We start from the raw sequence: 18,675 nt of genomic DNA, 5'->3' as shown, positions 1-18,675 counted from the left end.
TCAATGCCTGATCATGTGGTGGCGGTTGATGTCGGAACCAGCAGTGCGCGGGCCGGCGTCTTTGATCTTTCTGGGAACTTGCTTGCGAGAGCGGAAACGCGGATCGAAATGAACCGCCCGCAGCTGAACTATGCCGAACACGATTCAGAAGATATTTGGAACGCGGTATGCCAATCGGTGCGGCAAGCGCGTCTCTTGGCCGCGATCGATCCAGCATCCGTCGCCGCGATCGGCTTTGATGCAACATGTTCGCTGGTTGTTCGTGATACCGGCGGAAGGCAGATCAGCGTCTCGCCATCAGGCCAGGAACGGTTCGATACGCTTGTATGGCTTGATCATCGCGCTATGCAGGAAGCCGATTTCTGTACGGCGACAAAGCACGAGGTGCTCGACCATTCAGGCGGCTTCATGTCGCCAGAAATGCAGATGCCAAAGCTGATGTGGTTGAAGAAGTACCTACCGGAAACGTGGAAGAACGCTGGCTACTTCTTTGATCTTGCTGATTTCCTTACGTGGAAGGCCACGGGTCTAACCGCAAGATCGCTTTGCACCCTCACTGCCAAATGGAATTATTTGTCCCATCAGACGAAAGGCTGGCAGGCCGATTTTCTGCAGCAGATCGGCCTTGATGATATGCTTGAGAAAGGCTCCTTACCGGATCGAGCAGTGCCTGTTGGCGTTGCGATCGGCGGACTGACGGCCGATGCTGCGACCGAATTGGGGCTGACTTCGCGTTGCTGCGTCGCCTCCGGCCTAATTGATGCCTATGCCGGGGCTTTGGGTCTTCTCGCCCGTTACGGCGGTGAAGGCGACGACGTCGGTCGCCGACACGCGTTGATCGCGGGGACATCGAGTTGCATCGTCGCGTTTTCAAAGGAAAAGCGGCCGAGCAGGACCCTGTGGGGCCCTTATTACTCTGCTGTTTTTCCTGATTTATGGCTGGTAGAAGCCGGACAGTCGGCCGCAGGTGCGCTGCTCGATCATGTCGTTCGTATGCACGCCGCCGGTGGAGAGCCTACAACAGAGCTGCATCGCAAGATCGTCGAAAGAATTGACGAGTTGCGTGCCGCGCAAGGACCAGCTTTTGGGGCACGGCTGTTCGTATTGCCAGATTTTCACGGCAACCGCTCTCCCTTGGCCGATCCGCATGCGGTGGGCGTCATCAGTGGTCTGACGCTGGATACATCTTTTGACGGCTTATGTGCCTTGTATTGGCGCACGGGCGTCTCAATTGCTTTGGGATTGCGGCATATTCTCGAAGCGATGGCGAAGCTTGGCTATCGATGCGATACGCTTCACCTTGCCGGAGGTCATGTCAAAAACGCTATGCTTATCGAACTCTACGCCGATGTCACCGGCTGCAAGATCCTCGTCCCCGCCATGAGCGAAACGGTTCTGCTGGGAACGGGCATGAGTGCCGCTGTTGCCTGCGGAGCCTATCCTGACCTGCAAACTGCAGGAATCTCTATGTCATCGGTGACTGTCGAACTATATCCCAATCCTCACTTGCGTGAGGTCTATCAACGAGATTACGAGTGCATGCTCGCCATGTATCGTCATCGGGCTGAGTTGGAGATGATCAGCGCAGGGGTTTGATGATAATCTGCCGATCGATCCCAAACCAGTTGCCTGCGCTGCGTCGTTTTAAGCTTCTTCGCTGACCGACGCCGAAGAGTGTTCGTCAGGGACGTCTTTTACGGCGGCGCTCAGACACTCCAAAAGCCCCATGAGTGTTAGAACACTCCCGCTTCCGGTGCTCGAAGGGGGTAGACCAAGCAGCAAGCCTTGCTGTTCGCCGCGCCAAACGTTCGGTCGTCCTGTTATGACGATCGGCTCATAGCCATGCTCCCGCGCCGACTTTGCAAGCTGACGCAGATCTCCCGTGCCGTCGAGGTCGATGATCAAAAGAACGATATCCTCGACAGCCGCTGTCAGGAAAAGTTCTTGATAAGATGATGCAACGCCATCCAGCAATTGAATGACCTTGGAGCCTTGAAGCAATTGTTCACGAAACGTTGTGCCAATACCCGTAAACTTCGGGTGGATGACGATGTACATGCGCTGCGCATCGCGAATTCTCGTGGAAATGTCCTTCCAACGGCGTTGTTGCGTTAGAAGATAGACCTGTTGAAAGGCCTTGATGTGATCGTTGATCATTAGCGCGAGTGCATCGGTCTGTGAGATCGCAGGTTCGGCACCGGCTTCTTTCGTCGCAAGTCTTGCGCTGCGTTTTCTGGTGCCTTGCGCTCTCGGCGCGATCTGCTCCAGCGAGTCGTAGCCCAGCTTGCGAAGAAACCGACCCACAGTCATTGGGCTGAGATGAAGACGGCCCGCAATCGAGGCCGGGCTTTCCAGATCCAGTTCATAGAAATGATCAAGGAAATACCGGGCTATCCTCCGCTCCGCGGGCGTCCCAGCTTTTAGATATGCTTCAATCTTCTCGATGAATTTGTCCATTGCGTTTACAGTTTTGGCGGGCCTAATCGCAGCCTTAGTGTTCACGAATATTAGCAAATAGTGAAGGGCAATTTTTGGGTGGATTAAAAGCCCATCGAGGATGGCAACGAGTAGAGCGCGCTGCTTGTTCCCGCTCTTCTGATTTCCTACATCACGACAGCTTGGTGGAGTTTTGATCCTGATGATATTGAACTGCGCGCGCCTGTCGCTGGCCAATCTTCTAGCACCGGAAACGAGGACGACCTTCTGGAAAATCCTTGCATTGACCTTTTTGGCGTTGATCGTCCTTTGGTTCGGAGTGCGGGGTCTTTTCGACGCCTATCTTCTGCCCTGGCTTGCATCCGATCTTCCTGCAATGCCGGATTGGACAAGCTGGCTTGGTCTTATCGCTGCAATTGCGGCCGGGATCGGGCTCGCCCTCGGGCTGGCATTTTTAATTTCTCCGGTTACCGCGTTGATTGCCGGGTTTTTCCTGGACGGCGTTGCATCCATTATCGAGAAGCGCGACTATCCACATGAGCCGCAAGGCAAGGAAATGCCGCTAGCATCTGCATTATGGGGTTCCGTGCAGTTTCTAGGTGTGGTTATTCTCGCGAATATCGTCGCTCTATTGATGCTATTTATTCCAGGCGTAAACCTGATCGCCTTCTTCCTCGTCAACGGATATCTCCTAGGCCGAGAATTCTTTGAATTCGCTGCTATGCGTTACCGCTCGCCGCAAGAGGCAAAAGCTTTCCGGGCGAAGCATTCTTCAAAGGTCTTCAGCGCCGGGCTGCTGATTGCTGCTTTTCTTGCGGTTCCGCTGCTCAACCTCTTAACGCCGCTGTTTGCGGCCGGTTTGATGGTGCACTTGCACAAGGCTCTCTCGCAGAAAGATCGCCATTTCGGCACTGAGGAGCTGGCAAAATCTTTGCGCTGAGCCCTGTCAATCTCGGAGCTTTTGATGTGCTGGATCGAAGTCGCAGTGGATATGTCGATAAGAATGCACCGTCGCTCGCCGTCGCCCATCATCACAAAGCCAGGCGATCAATCGATGGCTTCCCCGATAACCTGCGCCGGCAATTCGACGAGAGACGCCGGAATATCCCATGTCTTTTCGGGTGATTTGCAAATGTCGGCAATCACGCAGCGTTCGCACTCGGGTTTTCTAGCTTTGCAGACATAGCGACCGTGGAGGATCAGCCAATGATGCGCGTGGTAGAGGTAGTGTTTTGGGATGACCCGCAATAGGTTCATTTCGACATCGTCGGGAGTTTTCCCAGGAGCGAGCTTGATCCGATTGGCAATGCGAAAAATATGCGTGTCGACCGCCATGGTCGCCTGTCCAAAAGCCATGGACAGGACAACATTTGCGGTCTTGCGTCCGACGCCTGGCAGCGTCACGAGTTCTTCCCTGGTTCGCGGTACTTCGCCGTCGAATTCCTGTATAAGCTTGTGAGATAGTGCCATAACGTTTTTGGCTTTATTTCTATAAAGGCCGATCGTCTTGATGTAGTCGCGAAGCCTGTCTTCGCCGAGCGCGATCATTTTCGACGGCGTATCCGCAACATCGAAAAGTGTGCGTGTGGCCTTGTTAACCCCGGCATCGGTTGCCTGTGCCGAGAGTGCCACAGCCACAAGAAGCGTAAAAGCGTTCGTGTGCGCAAGCTCGCCCTTAGGCTCTGGGCGCTGCACCGAAAAGCGACGGAAGATTTCCTCGCGCTCCGAGAGCGAATAGGCGGAGCGCGAAGGCGGGCTCTTTCGCCGCACGACGACTTTCGGCTTTTTCTGCGGAGATGGCGATTTCAGTTTGGGTTCATCCATTGTTCTTCTATAATAGTGGCCCATGAGGAAAGGCAACGACGATCCGGCCATTGCAAAAGCGGTTTTTTCGGCCGAACTTTATTCGCATCGCTCGCTCGGTCGGCGCGGGTTTCGGATCCTGCTTGCCTTGACTGGCCTTGTGTGCGCGCTCCAAGTCTTGTTCTTCTTTATCACAGGCGCTTGGCCGATCGGCTTTTTCTGCGGGCTCGACTTTCTGCTGCTGTATATCGCATTTCGCGCCAATTACCGCTCGGCCCGCATGCGCGAGGAGGTCACCATCTCCACAACAGATGTGGCAATCCGCAAAATCGCACCGTCCGGCCGCATCAGCGAACACCATTACAACCCTTTCTGGACACGATTCCAGGTGAGACGGCATCAAGAGCTCGGCATACTCTCCATGCATGTTTCAGGCGAAGGTCGCCGCACCGAGATCGGCGCGTTCCTCAACCCGGAAGACCGCGAGAGTTTCGCAAATGCGTTTCAGGGGGCTTTAGCCACTGTAAAGAGAGGCATCTGATCCGATCTCGAACGATGCATGCGCAAGAAACGGGTGGCTTGCCGTAAAATCGCGCAGTAGTCCTGGTGTGGAAGGCTAGAGGGCGATGGAACGGAGACCTTACCTGCTGAACTAGCTTGCTTTAGGCAAACTGCGCGATCGGAGAAAGTCATGAATATCAGCGTTGATCTTGCGGTGGATATAACGCCAGATGGCGGCGATTATGACATCGTGCGCCAGGTCATCGAGATCCTCTCTGAGGATTATCGGGAGCAGCCATCCTTGGAGATAATCGCAAGCAGGCTCAACCAGTCGCCGACGCAACTGCAGAAAGTCTTCACGCGTTGGGCGGGTCTTTCGCCAAAAGCCTTTCTACAAGCCGTCACGCTTGATCATGCAAAGCGCTTGCTGCGCGTCGAGGGCCTGCCGCTTCTCGAAGCAGCGATTGAAGTGGGTTTGTCCGGCCCAGGCCGCCTTCACGATCTCTTTGTCACCCATGAGGCGATGTCGCCGGGAGAGTGGAGGGCGATGGGCGCGGGCTTGACCATCCGCTACGGCTTCCACCCGTCGCCGTTCGGCCACGCTCTTGTCATGGCGACGGACCGGGGTCTTGCCGGCCTTGCCTTTTCAGATGAGGGTTGTGAGGCGGAATGCCTTGAAGATATGACGCGCCGCTGGCCTCAGGCAATCTATGTCGAGGATCGCGAAGCAACCTCGACTTACGTCGATCGTGTTTTCAGGCAGGATCGCTGGTCAGCAGATCAGCCATTGAGGGTCGTGCTCATCGGTACGGATTTTCAAATTCGCGTCTGGCAGAGCCTGTTGCGTATCCCGCTCGGCCGGGCAGTCACCTATGCCGACATCGCGCGAGACATCGGCCAACCGACGGCTTCACGCGCGGTGGGGGCCGCGGTCGGGCGAAATCCGCTCTCCTTCGTCGTGCCGTGTCACCGTGCGGTCGGCAAAGACGGGGCTTTGACAGGTTACCACTGGGGACTGACGCGCAAGCGCGCAATGCTGGGCTGGGAGGCGGGTCACGCTTGATCACGCGGTCTTGCGAACATTTCCCCGTCCCGAACCTCATGTTCGTGAATATGACGTCAGCTTTTCGCTTCCATAGGTAGCTCGGAAGGTTCATCTCGCGCAACGAGTTCGAGGAGCGCATGGGCAGCGCTTTCATCGGTGATCAGCGTGTTGCAGCCGATGCGCCGTATCGTCGCGCGGATGGCGATGGCTCTGTGTGCGCCTCCGGAGGCAAGAACGATATGCTTTGCTTGCCTTAGCGTATCGAGATCGACCGCCATCACCCGGCTGTTTATGGAATGATCCACATTGTTGCCTTGTTCATCCAGAAAGTTGAACATGGTATCGCAGACACACCCAGCGTTTATCAGCTGCTTCAGCTCTTCCTTCGAGATCCATCCTTCTGAAAGCGATGTCGAATGGGGGCCGATATCGCCACAACTGACGATAGCAAGGTCGAGTTTTTCGGCGAGCCGGTAGATCGCGTCGAGACCGCATTTTTCAATCAAATTCTGCTTCGTCGCAACGGAATCGACGAGGAGCGGCGCTAGAAACATGTAACATTCCGCGCCAAGCTGGCTGGCCAGTCGCCAGCTATAGTCAATCGGGTTCGTCTGGTGGACGGCAACGATGCCGCCGAGAAGCGAAACGACCTTGCAGTTGTTGCGCCGGGGAGGGCGGAAACTGGCAAGTGACGCGGTCATCGTACGGCCCCAGCCGACGCCGATCGTATAATCGTCCGGAATGGCCTCAGAGAGAAATTGTCCGAGCGCAAGTCCGACGCTTTTGGCAAGAGCTTCCGCATGGCCGGACACAGGAGCGGGCACGACAATAGCTTCGTCGAGCCCAAAGGCTCGTTCAAGTTTCACGGCAAGTTCGACGCAGACATCAACGGAATCATTGATCCAAATTTGGACCTCGCTTCTCTTCATCGCCTCATCAAGCAGGCGAATGACGGTGGTGCGACTAATTCCCAGCTGCTCGGCTACATCTTTTTGTGTCAGGCCCTGATTGTAATAGAGCCATGCAGCCCGAAGCCGAAGCGATGCCGCTTCCGCATAAGCTGTGTGCGTGCCGCGTCTCAGCTTTGCCACGTCTCCTCCATTGCTTGTGCTGGCGACTGTTTTCGATCAGACTTTAATTTTCAATCGGAATAATGGTGCGCTGCGCACTTATGTCAACTTAAATGCACAAATGTCCTTGATTTTCGCGAGCGCATTGGCGATAGTCTACATGGTTTTTTCATCTAGAAATCCAAGGACGGGCACCGACCATGGAGCAATTCTGCGGCCAGGACTTTAAGAATGGGAACGAAGGCTTGTCCTGTAACGTTTCTGTTCGGATAAGCCCAAGGTAGTGGTTGTACTATGCGGAAACATTGATCTGCGCTGACCTTCAGGCGCGCCTCCAATCGAAACAAGGATTACGTCATGACATCCAAGCTCGACCAACTTCGCGAAATGACGACCGTTGTCGCCGACACCGGTGATATCGAAGCCGTTGCGCGGCTGAAGCCGGTGGATTGCACCACCAATCCGTCAATCGTGTTGAAGGCGCTCGGCACAGACATGTTCGCCGACGATATGAAGGAGGCGATCGGCTGGGGTCGCAAGCTGGGCGGCGATGTCGACAAGGCGACCATTGCCGTAGCCGATCGTCTTGCAATTTCAGTCGGTGCAGCGCTGGTCAAGCTCGTGCCAGGCCGTGTCTCGACGGAAGTGGATGCCGATCTATCCTTCGACACCGAAGGCTCGGTCAAGAAGGCTCACGGCATCATCGCAGCGTACAAAGAGCGCGGCATCGAGAAAGATCGCATCCTCATCAAGCTCGCTTCGACTTGGGAAGGTATCCGCGCAGCCGAGATCCTTCAGAAGGAAGGCATCGATTGTAATTTGACGCTGCTCTTCGCGAAGGCTCAAGCAATTGCAGCAGCTGACGCGAAGGCTTTCCTGATTTCACCCTTCGTCGGACGTATCCTTGATTGGTACAAGAAGTCCACCGGCAAGGATTACACGCCGGACGAAGATCCGGGCGTCGTGTCCGTTCGCGATATTTACCACTATTACAAAGCAAACGGGATCAAGACCGTCGTGATGGGTGCCTCGTTCCGGTCTGCCGGAGAAATTGAAGCCCTGGCCGGCTGCGATCGTCTGACGATCAGCCCATCGCTTCTCGATGAACTTGCAAAGGATGAAGGAAAGCTTGAACGTAAGCTTTCTCCTGACACCAGCGCCAAGATCGAGCCAATGAAGATCGACGAAAAGACCTTCCGTTGGATGCTGAACGAAGATCAGATGGCGACCGAAAAGCTGTCCGAAGGCATCAGAACGTTCGCCAAGGATCTCGAAACTCTTCGCAGCCAGGTGCGCAAGGAACTGCAGCAGGCCTGATCAAGATATCGCAAATTCGCTGATTAAATCGAACGCCCGGCTATCAGTCGGGCGTTTTTCCTTGGACGACCCTGCTTATCCGAGAAGCTGCCTGCTTGAGATAGTCGATAATTTGATCGACGTTAGTCTCTATAGGTCCAACAGGCGCAATGTACGGGCAAGTGAGAGCGGCGATCGCCGATCCGTCGGCGCTTAAGATTGGCGCCGATAGATTCAGAACTCCTCGTGTCTGAGCGCTTTCCATCGCCTCGAAGCCCCGCTCGACCACGCCGGTCAACTTTTGCTGGAGATCAGCGGGAACGATGACGTCCTCTTGAATTCTCTGACGCTCCTCGATCATCATTTGACGCTCCTCATTGCTCCTGAACGCCAGTAAAACATGGCCCGAACCTGTATTGAACAAGCTCATCTGGGCTCCAGTTCGGATCGATAGCCCCCAATACGTAGGAGAGTCCTGCTGACTGATGACAACGACAGCGCCACGATCAAACACCGCGAGATGACATGCCTGGCGAGCAAGATTGGCAAAATCCCGCATAATGGGCGTGGCAAACGACGTGAGGCGCCGCAAGGGTGCATGATAGTGGGACAGGGCAAAGAGTTTAAGCGTGAGGCAGAAGCGGTCTCCCTCCTGCCTTGCCACGTAACCACGGCGCACGAGGCGGTCCAGCATTCGGTAAAACTCGTTCGGACTTTTGCCGAGACCACGCGCGATGTCTGCTTGCGTCAAACCGCCATCGACACTGGCCAGTAATTCGAGAATATCCAGCCCTTTGTCGAGGGCCGGCGCCCGATAGCGGTCGTTTTCTTCGTCCGTCAAATTGCTTTGCCCCCGCGGATGGCCGTTGACTGAACCATAAATATAATGTTTGCATATGAATAATGATGCTGCAAGCAGCCAAGGGAGGACATTCAGTGGATCATGGGCTAGCAGGTAAGAAAGTCTTTATTACCGCTGCGGGGCAGGGGATCGGACGTGCGAGCGCAGAACGTTTCATCGCCCTCGGTGCAAACGTCATCGCCACAGACATCAACGAAGCTGCGCTGTCATCTTTGTCGGGTGCTCAAACCCATGTTCTCGACGTCTTGGACAGCAAGGCTGTCGCGGATCTTGCTGCGAAGATTGGCCCTGTTGACGTGCTCTTCAATTGTGCAGGTTTCGTCCATGCCGGCACGATCTTGGAATGCGAAGAGAAGGATTGGGATTTCTCGTTCAACCTGAACGCCAAGGCGATGTACACCACTTGCCGTCTGTTCCTGCCCGGAATGCTCGAAAAGAAGAAGGGCTCGATCGTCAACATGGCGTCGGTCGCGTCCAGTGTGAAGGGTGTTCCGAACCGCTTTGCCTATAGTGCGTCGAAAGCAGCCGTGATCGGCCTTACAAAGGCAATCGCCGCCGACTTCGTCAGCAAAGGCATTCGTGCGAACGCCATTTGTCCGGGGACGGTGGATAGTCCTTCTCTGCACGAGCGGTTGAGGGCTACTGGCGATTACGAAAAGGCGATGAAGGATTTCATTGCCCGCCAACCCATGGGACGCATTGCGACACCCGAGGAGATTGCTGCTCTAGTCACCTATCTGGCCGGCGACGAGGCGGGCTTTACGACGGGTCAAATCCATGTCGTGGACGGCGGTTGGACAGGCTGATATCAGCAACAGGCTTTGCATTGAGAAGCTGAAGTGCTACGAATTCAGCAATATTGTTATGAGGTTTTGAGTAATGCGCATTGCGGAGGCTCAGCCTCGTAAGAATTCGTTTTCCAGGCTAATTCGAAAACATCTCGCCTTTTCCCTCGCAGTGCTTGCGGGGGTCGTAATCTTTCTCCTTCTGACCAGCCGAACCATAAACGCTCGGAACCTGCTGTTAGGTTGGAACGGCGGTGCTTTGGTGTTCATCGCCTTCATCTGGCGCAGAATGCTCTATGCAACGGTCGATCGGATAAAGCAGCGCGCCGACAATTTCGATTTCTCGGACCGCGTCCTTTTGGGGCTTTCGATTTTGGCTGCTATCGCAAGTGTCGGCGGCATCATCATAGAGCTGAATTCAGTGAAGGATGCTTCACCCGATGTCGCCATTGCTAGGGCTGGCGTTGCGATCCTGACGATCATTATTTCGTGGGTTTTCCTGCACACGCTGTTCACTGTACATTACGCCCACCGCTATTACCGGGCTTCTGATCGAGGCGCGGGGCTGAAATTTCCTGATGATATCGAAAGTCCGCTTTATTGGGACTTTCTCTATTTTTCCTTTACCATCGGCGTGGCCGCGCAAACTGCCGACATCGGCATAACGTCCACCGAAATGAGGCGGCTTGCCCTTCTCCACGCCGTCCTTTCTTTCTTGTTCAATACGACGATCTTGGCTTTGGCTGTCAATGTAGGTGCCAGCCTCATATGAAGAAGGGCGGCCATTGTAGCCGCCCAACAAAAACATCGAAAACTGGAAGAAACATCGCCCGGCTACTACAGGATCGCCTGGCCCGCCATCAGCGCAAGAACCAAGAAAATCAGGAAGATAATCAGTGCAATCCCGAAGAGGACACGCGCGATTGTTGCCGTTGCTGCGGAGACGCCGGAAAAGCCGAGAAAGCCGGTTATCAGCGAAATCACGAAGAAAATCAGAGCCCATTTAAGCATTGGCTGTATCCTTTCAGGTCAATAATCACATAGACTCCGCAGAAGGAATTTTGTTCCGTCGCTTCCTGCCTGTTGCCTCCAGAAGTTCTGCCTGCATACCAACTTAAGCATTCCGAAACATGGTTGCGGTATACAAAAGGATCAGTTGAAGCATCGGGGTAACCAATGGCGGGACTTTCGGCGTGAAGGGCTTGTTGCGCATCTTCCGGCCCTCCAAGAAATTATTGATCATCTTGGTTGCCGTTCTCATTTTGAACGCAGCTGCCGGAGGCGCCGCCTATTACTTTGGTTTCATCGGTGGTCACGCAGAAACCGGTGTCGCCGAGAAGCCCAATGGTCTGGCTTGCACTGACGTAAACCTTGTGACGATCAAGCACGCTGATCGTTTATGGGTGCGGAAATTCATTCGAACGGAAAGTACAGACGGTTTGACACGGGTCAAGACGGCATTGCGGGTTGCGCGCGCTGTTTATCAAGCCCAGAAAGATCATCCCGACCTGGTTCAGGTGGTCGTGCTTGACCAGAACGGCCCGACTTTACGCTCCGACATGCGGGGACGGGCGATCGCTGCCGACATAATCTATGCGCCTCACCCGGATGACATCCTGAAAAACCTGGGCCAAAAGACTTTCACGGCGCGTTATTTCGATAGCGGACCTGCTCTGAACGGCGAGTTTTTTGGAGACCGGGTCGAGCTTCCCGAAGACAAGATTGAAGCGATGAATGCTGCGCTGACGGAATCGACCGACTGTGTGGACCCCACCGTTGTTGCGGCGACCGATAAAAAGGGCGCGGAAGCACATGGCGGCGAGAAGGGCGGCAAAGGCAAGGAAGCCGGCGCTCATGGCGAAGCTTCCGCAGAGAGCCACGCAGAAGGCGAAAGCAGCGATCACGGCGGCAGAGAGAAACCGGCAGATGGTCACGAAGAGCCGGTAAAGGAAGTCAAAGCCGAACACTGAGTGATCATGCTATTGTGTGAAGCCTGGCCTGTGTAAGTTCAAAACTCTACTCGCAACCGCGCGCGATCCGCGCCGAAGATTGACCGCAAACTGCGGCGGACGCGGCAGTTTGCGGTCAATCCATATCGCCCTCATATGGCTCTGCCCTCCTGCCAAATAGCTGAATAGAGCCGAGAGCGAAGCACAGCTATGAGACTTAATCGGCTTTGCTGCGCCGAGCCGGGAACAGAATAACGTCGCGAATGGACGGTGCGTTGGTCAGCAGCATGATCAAACGATCGATGCCGATGCCGAGCCCGCCAGCAGGAGGCATGCCTTGATCGATGGCATCAAGGAACTCGTCATCGAGTTGCTTTTCCTTTTCGCCGCGCGCATGCGCCTGTTCCAACTGTTCCACCATACGCTTGCGCTGCTCTTCAGGGTCGTTCAGCTCCGAGAATGCGTTGCCGATTTCCCAGGCATTGCAGTAGGTCTCGAAGCGTTCCACCAAACGTGGTTCGCCCGGCACCTCCTTGGCAAAGGGTGAGATGTCCTTCGGGAAGTGCGTCACATGCGAGGGCTGGATCAAGGTGCCTTCGACCTTTTCCTCGAAGATGAAGGCAAGGCATTCACCCCACGTCCAGTCCTTCTCGACCTCAAAGCCGGCCGTCTTAGCAGCGGCACGTGCTTCCTCATCCGATTTAATGGACAGGAAGTCGATACCGGTTACGTCCTTGACGGCCTGGGGCATTGGAACGCGCTTGAACGGACCCTTGAAAGAGATTTCGGTCTCGCCAAACATAAATTCCGTTTTGCCATGGATGGTCATTGCAAGCGATGCGAATAGCCGCTCGACCAGGTCCATGATGTCTTCGTAATCGGCATAGGCCCAGTAGCACTCCATCATCGTGAATTCGGGGTTATGCCGGGTCGATACGCCTTCGTTCCGGAAGTTGCGATTGATTTCGAAGACCTTGTCGGAGAGCCCCGATACGAGAGTCCGCTTCAGGAACAATTCGGGCGCAATCCTCAGATACATATCGAGCTTCAGCGTGTTGTGGTGCGTTTTGAACGGCTCTGCCGTTGCACCTCCATAGACCGAATGCAGCATCGGCGTTTCGACTTCCATGAAGCCGTCATTCTCCATAAAGCGGCGGACGCCTGAGACGATCCGGCTGCGCTGCTGAAAGCGTAACTTCGACTCTTCGTTTGTCATGATATCGAGGTGCCGCTTGCGATAGCGCAACTCGATGTCGGAGACCCCGTGCCACTTCTCCGGCATTGGAAGAAGTGTCTTGGTCAGCATGGTGATTTCGTGCGCGTTGATTGTCAGCTCGCCCCGCTTTGTGCGGCGTACCAGACCCTTGACGCCGATAATGTCGCCGATGTCAATCATTGGCAGCAACGCGCGCGCCTCTTCGGGCGTGGTGTCTTTGTGGCTGAAGATCTGGATTTTGCCAGACGCGTCGTGAAGATCGATGAACATGCCGGAATTGCGCGACGAATAAACGCGGCCCGCCACCGTTACCAGGTCCTCGGTCTCCGTATCGGGTTCAAGACCCGCATACTTATCCGCAAGCTCGGCATTCGTCATGCTGCGGTGGAAATGTGCAGGATAAACATCGCCAATCTTTGCGCGTAGCATCGCCAGTTTCTGACGACGTACTTCGGCTGCATCGGAGGAGAGGGCGGTTTCGGTTTTTGTGTCGGACATCTTCGTCGCCTTTTCGGCAGTGAGTTCTAAGGTCTTGCTGATGAAAAGTCAGGCGCTACCGACTGCCGCGGCAACGACAGTTGCAGCTGTTTTCAATCTCTGGCGTACAACAGATCGCCCAAGTAGAGCCATGGAATCGAACAACGGCAGCGAGCGGGACGAGCCCGACATGGCCACAAACAGCGGCGGAGTGACGACGCGCAGCTTCTTGCCCAACCGATCGGAGATGGCACGCAGCTCTTCCTCGATGGAAGCGACCGTCCACTCGTGTATCTTTTCAAGATCAGTCTGTACGGTCGTCAGGATTTCCAACGTTTCGGCTGCACTTGTCTTTAATCCAGCAAAGGATGCGCTGCTGAGTGCGACATCGCTCGACAGAAGAAAGCCGCCAAGTGATGGGAGTTCGCCAAGCTTCGAAATTCGGCTCTGCGCCAGCTTGAGGCCCTCTGTGAGACGCTCGTTCTCAGAGGCCCAGTTCAGGACGCGCGCCATGAATTCTTCCTGCGAAAGCTTCTCGCGGATCCAGCGCCCGTTCAGCCAATCGAGCTTCTGAATGTCGAAGATAGCACCTGCCTTTGAAAGATTTTCCGGGTCGAACTTTTCTGCCAGTTCGTCCATGCTCAAAAGCTCTTCGCCCTCGGCAATCTGCACAAAAAAGAGGCCGAGGAAGTTCATCAAGGCTTCCGGCAGGTAACCAAGAGCCGAGTAGTAGGAAATCGATGTCGGGTTTTTCCGCTTCGAAAGCTTCGACTTGTCGGCATTGCGCATCAAGGACAAGTGCATGAAGACCGGTGGTTCCAGCCCGAGATAGCGATAAATCAGAATATGCTTTGGAACCGAGGCCAGCCACTCCTCGCCGCGTGCGACATGCGTGATCTTCATCAAGTGGTCGTCGACAACATTTGCCATATGATATGTCGGCATGCCGTCGGCCTTCAGCAGAACCTGCATATCCACTGCTTCCCACGGAATTTCCACGTCGCCATAAACGCCGTCATGGAATTTGCAGCTACCTTCCGTCGGCACCTTCATGCGCACGACATGTGGCTCGCCAGCTGCAATTCGTGACGTGACTTCTTCTGCAGCCAGGTTGAGGCAGTGTCCGTCATATTTAGGCGCCTTGCCTGCCGCACGCTGTTCTTCGCGCATGCGCTCAAGCCGCTCCGGCGTGCAGAAGCAGTTGAAGCCGTGGCCTGCTTCGAGGATCTTATCGACGAACGGACGATAGATGTCCTTTCGGTCCGACTGGCGATAAGGACCATAAGGCCCACCAATATCCGGACCTTCCGCCCATTCAAGCCCGCACCATTTCAGTGCGTCTAGCACCTTCTGCTCAAATTCGCGCGTCGAGCGCGTTTGATCGGTATCTTCGATGCGCAGGATAAATGTCCCGCCGTTCTTCTTGGCAAAAAGATAGTTGAAAAGAGCGATATAGGCGGTGCCGACATGAGGCTCGCCAGTCGGAGAAGGGGCGATGCGGACGCGGATGTCGGAATTGCTCATGGTTTCGCTCGAATTTATGGCGCGGACAGGCAGCGCGAGGTTGTCTCATGGATCGGCTGGCCTTAACACATATTCGCCGTATCCCGTCAAGATTTTTGGTTTTGACACACACGCTCGCAGACCGCGAAAGCCACGCTTATCTGATCGGCCACACGTAAAGAAGCAGCGGCACGCTGACGATCAGGATCAGGAGTGAGAGCGGAAGCCCCAATCTCGGATAATCAGAGAACCGATAGCCACCAGGGCCGAAGACCAATGTATTGCACTGGTGACCTATCGGGGTCAGGAAGTCGCAACCCGCGCCGATGGCAACAGCCATCAAAAACGCCTCCGGCCGATCGCCAAGCTTTTGCGCAAAGCTGGCGGCGATGGGCGCCATGACGAGAACCGTTGCCGCATTGTTGAGAAAAGGCGTGACCGCCATGGCCGTGACGAGGATCAGGGCTATCGCGCCCCATGGCGGCAGATGTTCTCCGATCATTCCGAGCCAGCCGGCAATAAGGTCGCTACCGCCTGTTGTCCTCAGCGTATCGGAGACGGGGATGAGAGCTGCCAGCATGATAAGGATCGGGCCGTCCAACGCGTTATAGACTTCCCTCAAGGGGATCACGCGAAATACCACCATGGCGAGCGCAGCACAGAAGAAGGAAACGCCCACTGGGGCAATGCCGGCTGCCGTTGCCCCCATTGCAGCCACCAAGATAATGAGCGGAAGCCAAGCTTTTCGCTTGGTGCCAAGAAGGATCTCGCGCTGGGCCAGGGGCAGACAGGCAAATTCCTGCAGGAAGCCTGGAAGATTTTTGCGACTGCCTTGCAGGACGAGAACGTCGCCAACCCGCAAGGTCACGTCACCGACCCGTTTAGCAAGGCGCTGGCCTTCGCGGCTGACTGCCAGGAGATTGATACGGCGTCGGTTCGACAGAGATAGCTGGCGGGCTGACCAGCCGATTAAACGGGATTCGGCGCTGACGATCGCTTCTATGGCCACCGTTTCGGCATCATCAGTGACATCTGGAGACGATTTACCAGAAAGTTTGAGTTTGCCGGCCGTTACCAATTTGTCCAGAGCCTTTGGGCTGCCTTCCAGAAGAACGGTATCGCCGACCCGCAGTTCGGCGTCGGGCAAGGGTGACATGCGCCTCGGTCCGCGCAGTATAGCGGTGGCGACGGCATCGCCTTCGCCCAAGCTCAAAAGCTCATGCAGCTTTTTGCCGATCACGAGTGAGACGTCGGTTACCGTTGCCTCTGAAAAATAGGTTTTGACATCAAGCGCTTCCTCAAGGGAAGGGTTTTCGTTCTTTCGTTCAGGCACCAGCCAATAAAAGAAGATGAGAAAGACAACGCCAACCAGAGCGAGGCTCGCCCCCACCGGCGTAAAATCGAACATCGTGAAGGATGTGCCGGTGAGTTCTGCACGAACACGGGAAACCACAATATTCGGCGAGGTTCCGATCTGCGTCATAAGGCCACCAAGCAGGGCGGCAAAACTCATGGGCATCAAATAAAGAGACGGCGACTTGCCTGACTTGCGGGCAAACTGAAAGGCAACCGGAATCATGATTGCCAGTGCGCCAATGTTCTTGATGAAAGCTGAAAGAACGGCGACCACAATCAAAAGAAGCGCGAGTTGTCCATGAACCGTGGTCAGATTTGGAAAAAATCGCTTGATGGCGAGATCGACAATGCCTGATCTTGCCACGCCTGCGCTGACGATCAAGGCGCTTCCCACAATAATGACGATGTCATCGCTGAAGCCGGAAAAGGCTTTATCGAACGGAACCAACCCGAGCGAGACCGCCAGCACAAGCGAACAACAGGCAACGAGGTCGTAGCGAAAGCGATCCCAAATGAAGACGGCCATCATCAACCCGATGACGGTGAAGGCAAGAATCTGCGGTGTTGTCATTGTGCTCCCGGCAGAGGCATGTCGAGCGCCCCAATTACTATGTGTAAGAGCGTGGCCTTTCTTCAATAGGCTTTCTAAGACGCAGTATGTGATCGGGTGTGTTTAAGAGCGGCCGCCGGGCGAATATAAAGTGGCGGTCGAGGGGCTGCCTCGAGGATGGCGCTAGCAATTAATGGACGGCCTTTTCCCCTTGCAGAGGTCCTCTCCACCAAGAAAAAGACCGGCCGCAATGCAGCCGGTCCTTGTGATTTGGATCAATTGCAGCCTTATCAGCCTTTGCGTTTCAGATTTTTACGCTGCCTTGCATTACGGGCAATGATATTGAGAACCTCCACCAGCGCCGAGAAGGCCATGGCGGCATAGACGTAACCCTTCGGGACGTGGAAGCCCATACCCTCGGCGATGAGCGTCGTTCCGATCATCAGCAAAAACGCAAGCGCCAGCATAACGATGGTCGGATTTCGCTCGATGAAATTCGCAAGTGGCGTCGCTGCGACCAGCATAACGGTCACTGCAGCGACGACAGCGATCACCATGATCGGGACATGAGGCGTCATGCCAACTGCGGTGATGATGCTATCGACGGAGAAGACGAGGTCAAGCAGCAGGATTTGCGCAATGGCCCCGGCAAAACTCGTTTGTGTAGAGCTCGCAAATGCGTCCTCAGCATGATCGGCGGGATCGACGTTGTGATGAATTTCCTTCGTGGCCTTCCACACCAGAAACAGACCGCCGGCGATCAGGATCAGGTCTTTCCATGAAAACCCGTGACCGAAAGCCTCGAAAACGGGGGTTGTCAGTTTGACAATCCAGGCAACGGTCCCCAGGAGCGCAAGCCGCATCACCAGCGCAAGTCCGATGCCTATACGGCGCGCTTTCTCTCGATATTCAGGCGGAAGCTTATTGGTGAGGATTGAAATGAAAATAAGGTTGTCGATGCCGAGGACTACTTCCATCACAACAAGCGTAATGAGAGCTATCCAAGCCGCCGGGTCCTGCAAAAGCGCAATAATATCGGTCATTCAAATCCCTTCGAGCAATTAAGCGCCGACAGCGCTGAGCGGCATATCGCGCGTGCGGTATACGTAAGCTCGACGGATTTTATTCCAGGGTCGTTAAATAAATTTAGACAGCCTTCGGTTTTGCGTAAGCCGCCATGAAAACACGCACTGCGCCACGAACAATCCGATCCGCTTCCTCTTGAGAAGGAGGACTAGCCAAAGTGCCGAACAAACGAAACTTGAACAGGCTTCCGCTAGCAAGCTCCAGAAATTGCACCGCGGCAAGGTCCATATCCTCGATGACCAGCTGACCCATCTCGACATGTTTTGTCAGATGACTGCGCAGAACGGCGCGGAGGTTTTCCGGACTGTTGAAAAACCGCTGGCATAGAGCTGGCATGCGCGGGCGAACGCCGATTAGCGTACGCATCACCTTGATCACGTCTTCATTGGTAATGTGGAAGATAAACTTCATTCCGAAATAATAGAGACTGCTTTCAAGGTCGACCTCTTCTGCCAGCGCCGTCTTCAGAGCCGCCACGAAAGCAGCTCGCTCGGCTTCTATCATGGCAGTGAACAGGTCTTCTTTATTGCCGAAGTAAACGTATAACGTGCCTTTTGAGACGCCTGCCTCGCGCGTAACGTCGTTCATGCTGGCGGCATCGAAGCCCATTCTCATGAAAACGCGTTTTGCGCCGTCCAGTATCTGACGACGCTTTGCCGGATCCTCTCCAGCCGCAAATCGACCCGAGGCAGTCACCGCATCGGCTTCGCTTTTTTTCGAAATACCCGACATTTTTCCTT

Annotated in this window: 18 protein-coding genes; 8 read left to right on the top strand and 10 right to left on the bottom strand. The window is 55.0% G+C overall.

The genetic code is table 11. From position 1 onward, the window contains the following. Positions 1-3 precede the first annotated feature (3 nt). The gene (locus tag VQ830_RS06720) at positions 4-1,596 is read left to right on the top strand and encodes an FGGY-family carbohydrate kinase (protein ID WP_337267311.1); all 1,593 of its coding nucleotides are present in this window, start codon (positions 4-6) and stop codon (positions 1,594-1,596) included. A 48-nt stretch (positions 1,597-1,644) separates the two neighbouring features. On the opposite strand, the gene VQ830_RS06715 is transcribed toward VQ830_RS06720, so the two are convergent. Next, complete coding sequence (locus tag VQ830_RS06715; protein ID WP_337267310.1) at positions 1,645-2,457, bottom strand: MurR/RpiR family transcriptional regulator; 813 nt, start codon at positions 2,455-2,457, stop codon at positions 1,645-1,647. Between the two features lie 181 nt (positions 2,458-2,638). Between VQ830_RS06715 and VQ830_RS06710 the strand changes: the two genes are divergently transcribed. Then, the gene (locus tag VQ830_RS06710) at positions 2,639-3,376 is read left to right on the top strand and encodes a sulfate transporter family protein (RefSeq protein WP_337267309.1); all 738 of its coding nucleotides are present in this window, start codon (positions 2,639-2,641) and stop codon (positions 3,374-3,376) included. Positions 3,377-3,483: 107 nt separating this feature from the next. On the opposite strand, the gene nth is transcribed toward VQ830_RS06710, so the two are convergent. Continuing rightward, a complete protein-coding gene (nth, locus tag VQ830_RS06705) occupies positions 3,484-4,260 on the bottom strand; it encodes an endonuclease III (RefSeq protein ID WP_337267308.1) in 777 nt (258 codons plus the stop codon). Between the two features lie 22 nt (positions 4,261-4,282). Between nth and VQ830_RS06700 the strand changes: the two genes are divergently transcribed. Together VQ830_RS06700 and VQ830_RS06695 are read left to right on the top strand one after the other, a co-directional pair. Further along, positions 4,283-4,780 carry a DUF2244 domain-containing protein gene (locus VQ830_RS06700; RefSeq protein ID WP_337267307.1) on the top strand — a complete coding sequence of 166 codons (498 nt, stop codon included), beginning with the start codon at positions 4,283-4,285 and terminating at the stop codon, positions 4,778-4,780. 150 nt (positions 4,781-4,930) lie between these two features. Beyond that, positions 4,931-5,803: a methylated-DNA--[protein]-cysteine S-methyltransferase gene (locus VQ830_RS06695; protein ID WP_337267306.1), complete on the top strand. Its 873-nt coding sequence runs from the start codon at positions 4,931-4,933 to the stop codon at positions 5,801-5,803. A gap of 56 nt (positions 5,804-5,859) precedes the next feature. Here VQ830_RS06695 and VQ830_RS06690 read toward each other — a convergent pair whose 3' ends face one another. Beyond that, positions 5,860-6,876: a sugar-binding transcriptional regulator gene (locus VQ830_RS06690; RefSeq protein ID WP_337267305.1), complete on the bottom strand. Its 1,017-nt coding sequence runs from the start codon at positions 6,874-6,876 to the stop codon at positions 5,860-5,862. Positions 6,877-7,212: 336 nt separating this feature from the next. Here VQ830_RS06690 and tal point away from each other — a divergent pair, with 336 nt between their 5' ends. Next, positions 7,213-8,172, top strand: coding sequence for a transaldolase (tal, locus tag VQ830_RS06685; RefSeq protein WP_337267304.1), 960 nt, complete (start codon positions 7,213-7,215; stop codon positions 8,170-8,172). Between the two features lie 43 nt (positions 8,173-8,215). Here tal and VQ830_RS06680 read toward each other — a convergent pair whose 3' ends face one another. Beyond that, on the bottom strand, positions 8,216-8,992 hold the full coding sequence (locus VQ830_RS06680; RefSeq protein ID WP_337267303.1) for an IclR family transcriptional regulator: 777 nt from the start codon (positions 8,990-8,992) through the stop codon (positions 8,216-8,218). 95 nt (positions 8,993-9,087) lie between these two features. Here VQ830_RS06680 and VQ830_RS06675 point away from each other — a divergent pair, with 95 nt between their 5' ends. Together VQ830_RS06675 and VQ830_RS06670 are read left to right on the top strand one after the other, a co-directional pair. Then, positions 9,088-9,819: an SDR family oxidoreductase gene (locus VQ830_RS06675; protein WP_337267302.1), complete on the top strand. Its 732-nt coding sequence runs from the start codon at positions 9,088-9,090 to the stop codon at positions 9,817-9,819. Positions 9,820-9,892: 73 nt separating this feature from the next. Further along, the gene (locus VQ830_RS06670; RefSeq protein WP_337267301.1) at positions 9,893-10,570 is read left to right on the top strand and encodes a DUF1345 domain-containing protein; all 678 of its coding nucleotides are present in this window, start codon (positions 9,893-9,895) and stop codon (positions 10,568-10,570) included. A gap of 65 nt (positions 10,571-10,635) precedes the next feature. On the opposite strand, the gene VQ830_RS06665 is transcribed toward VQ830_RS06670, so the two are convergent. Continuing rightward, the gene (locus tag VQ830_RS06665; protein ID WP_337267300.1) at positions 10,636-10,809 is read right to left on the bottom strand and encodes a DUF1328 domain-containing protein; all 174 of its coding nucleotides are present in this window, start codon (positions 10,807-10,809) and stop codon (positions 10,636-10,638) included. A 182-nt stretch (positions 10,810-10,991) separates the two neighbouring features. On the opposite strand from VQ830_RS06665, the gene VQ830_RS06660 reads away from it, so the two are divergent. Next, positions 10,992-11,768, top strand: a complete 777-nt coding sequence (locus tag VQ830_RS06660) for a hypothetical protein (protein WP_337267299.1) — start codon at positions 10,992-10,994, stop codon at positions 11,766-11,768. Between the two features lie 196 nt (positions 11,769-11,964). Here VQ830_RS06660 and lysS read toward each other — a convergent pair whose 3' ends face one another. The 5 genes from lysS to VQ830_RS06635 form a co-directional block, all read right to left on the bottom strand. Next, entirely contained in the window at positions 11,965-13,461 is a 1,497-nt protein-coding gene (lysS, locus tag VQ830_RS06655) for a lysine--tRNA ligase (RefSeq protein ID WP_337267298.1), read from the bottom strand. 48 nt (positions 13,462-13,509) lie between these two features. Beyond that, on the bottom strand, positions 13,510-14,964 hold the full coding sequence (gltX, locus tag VQ830_RS06650) for a glutamate--tRNA ligase (protein ID WP_337267297.1): 1,455 nt from the start codon (positions 14,962-14,964) through the stop codon (positions 13,510-13,512). A 136-nt stretch (positions 14,965-15,100) separates the two neighbouring features. Next, entirely contained in the window at positions 15,101-16,870 is a 1,770-nt protein-coding gene (locus tag VQ830_RS06645; protein WP_337267296.1) for an SLC13 family permease, read from the bottom strand. Positions 16,871-17,139: 269 nt separating this feature from the next. Next, a complete protein-coding gene (locus tag VQ830_RS06640) occupies positions 17,140-17,892 on the bottom strand; it encodes a TerC family protein (RefSeq protein WP_337267295.1) in 753 nt (250 codons plus the stop codon). A 103-nt stretch (positions 17,893-17,995) separates the two neighbouring features. Further along, positions 17,996-18,667 (bottom strand): TetR/AcrR family transcriptional regulator, encoded by a 672-nt coding sequence (locus VQ830_RS06635; RefSeq protein ID WP_337267294.1) that lies wholly within the window; start codon positions 18,665-18,667, stop codon positions 17,996-17,998. Between the last annotated feature and the right edge of the window lie 8 nt (positions 18,668-18,675).

This window comes from Oryzifoliimicrobium ureilyticum (genome assembly GCF_037199735.1).
In the GTDB taxonomy this organism is placed as follows: domain Bacteria; phylum Pseudomonadota; class Alphaproteobacteria; order Rhizobiales; family Rhizobiaceae; genus Rhizobium; species Rhizobium ureilyticus.
This window is presented reverse-complemented; position numbering and strand designations above follow the sequence as displayed.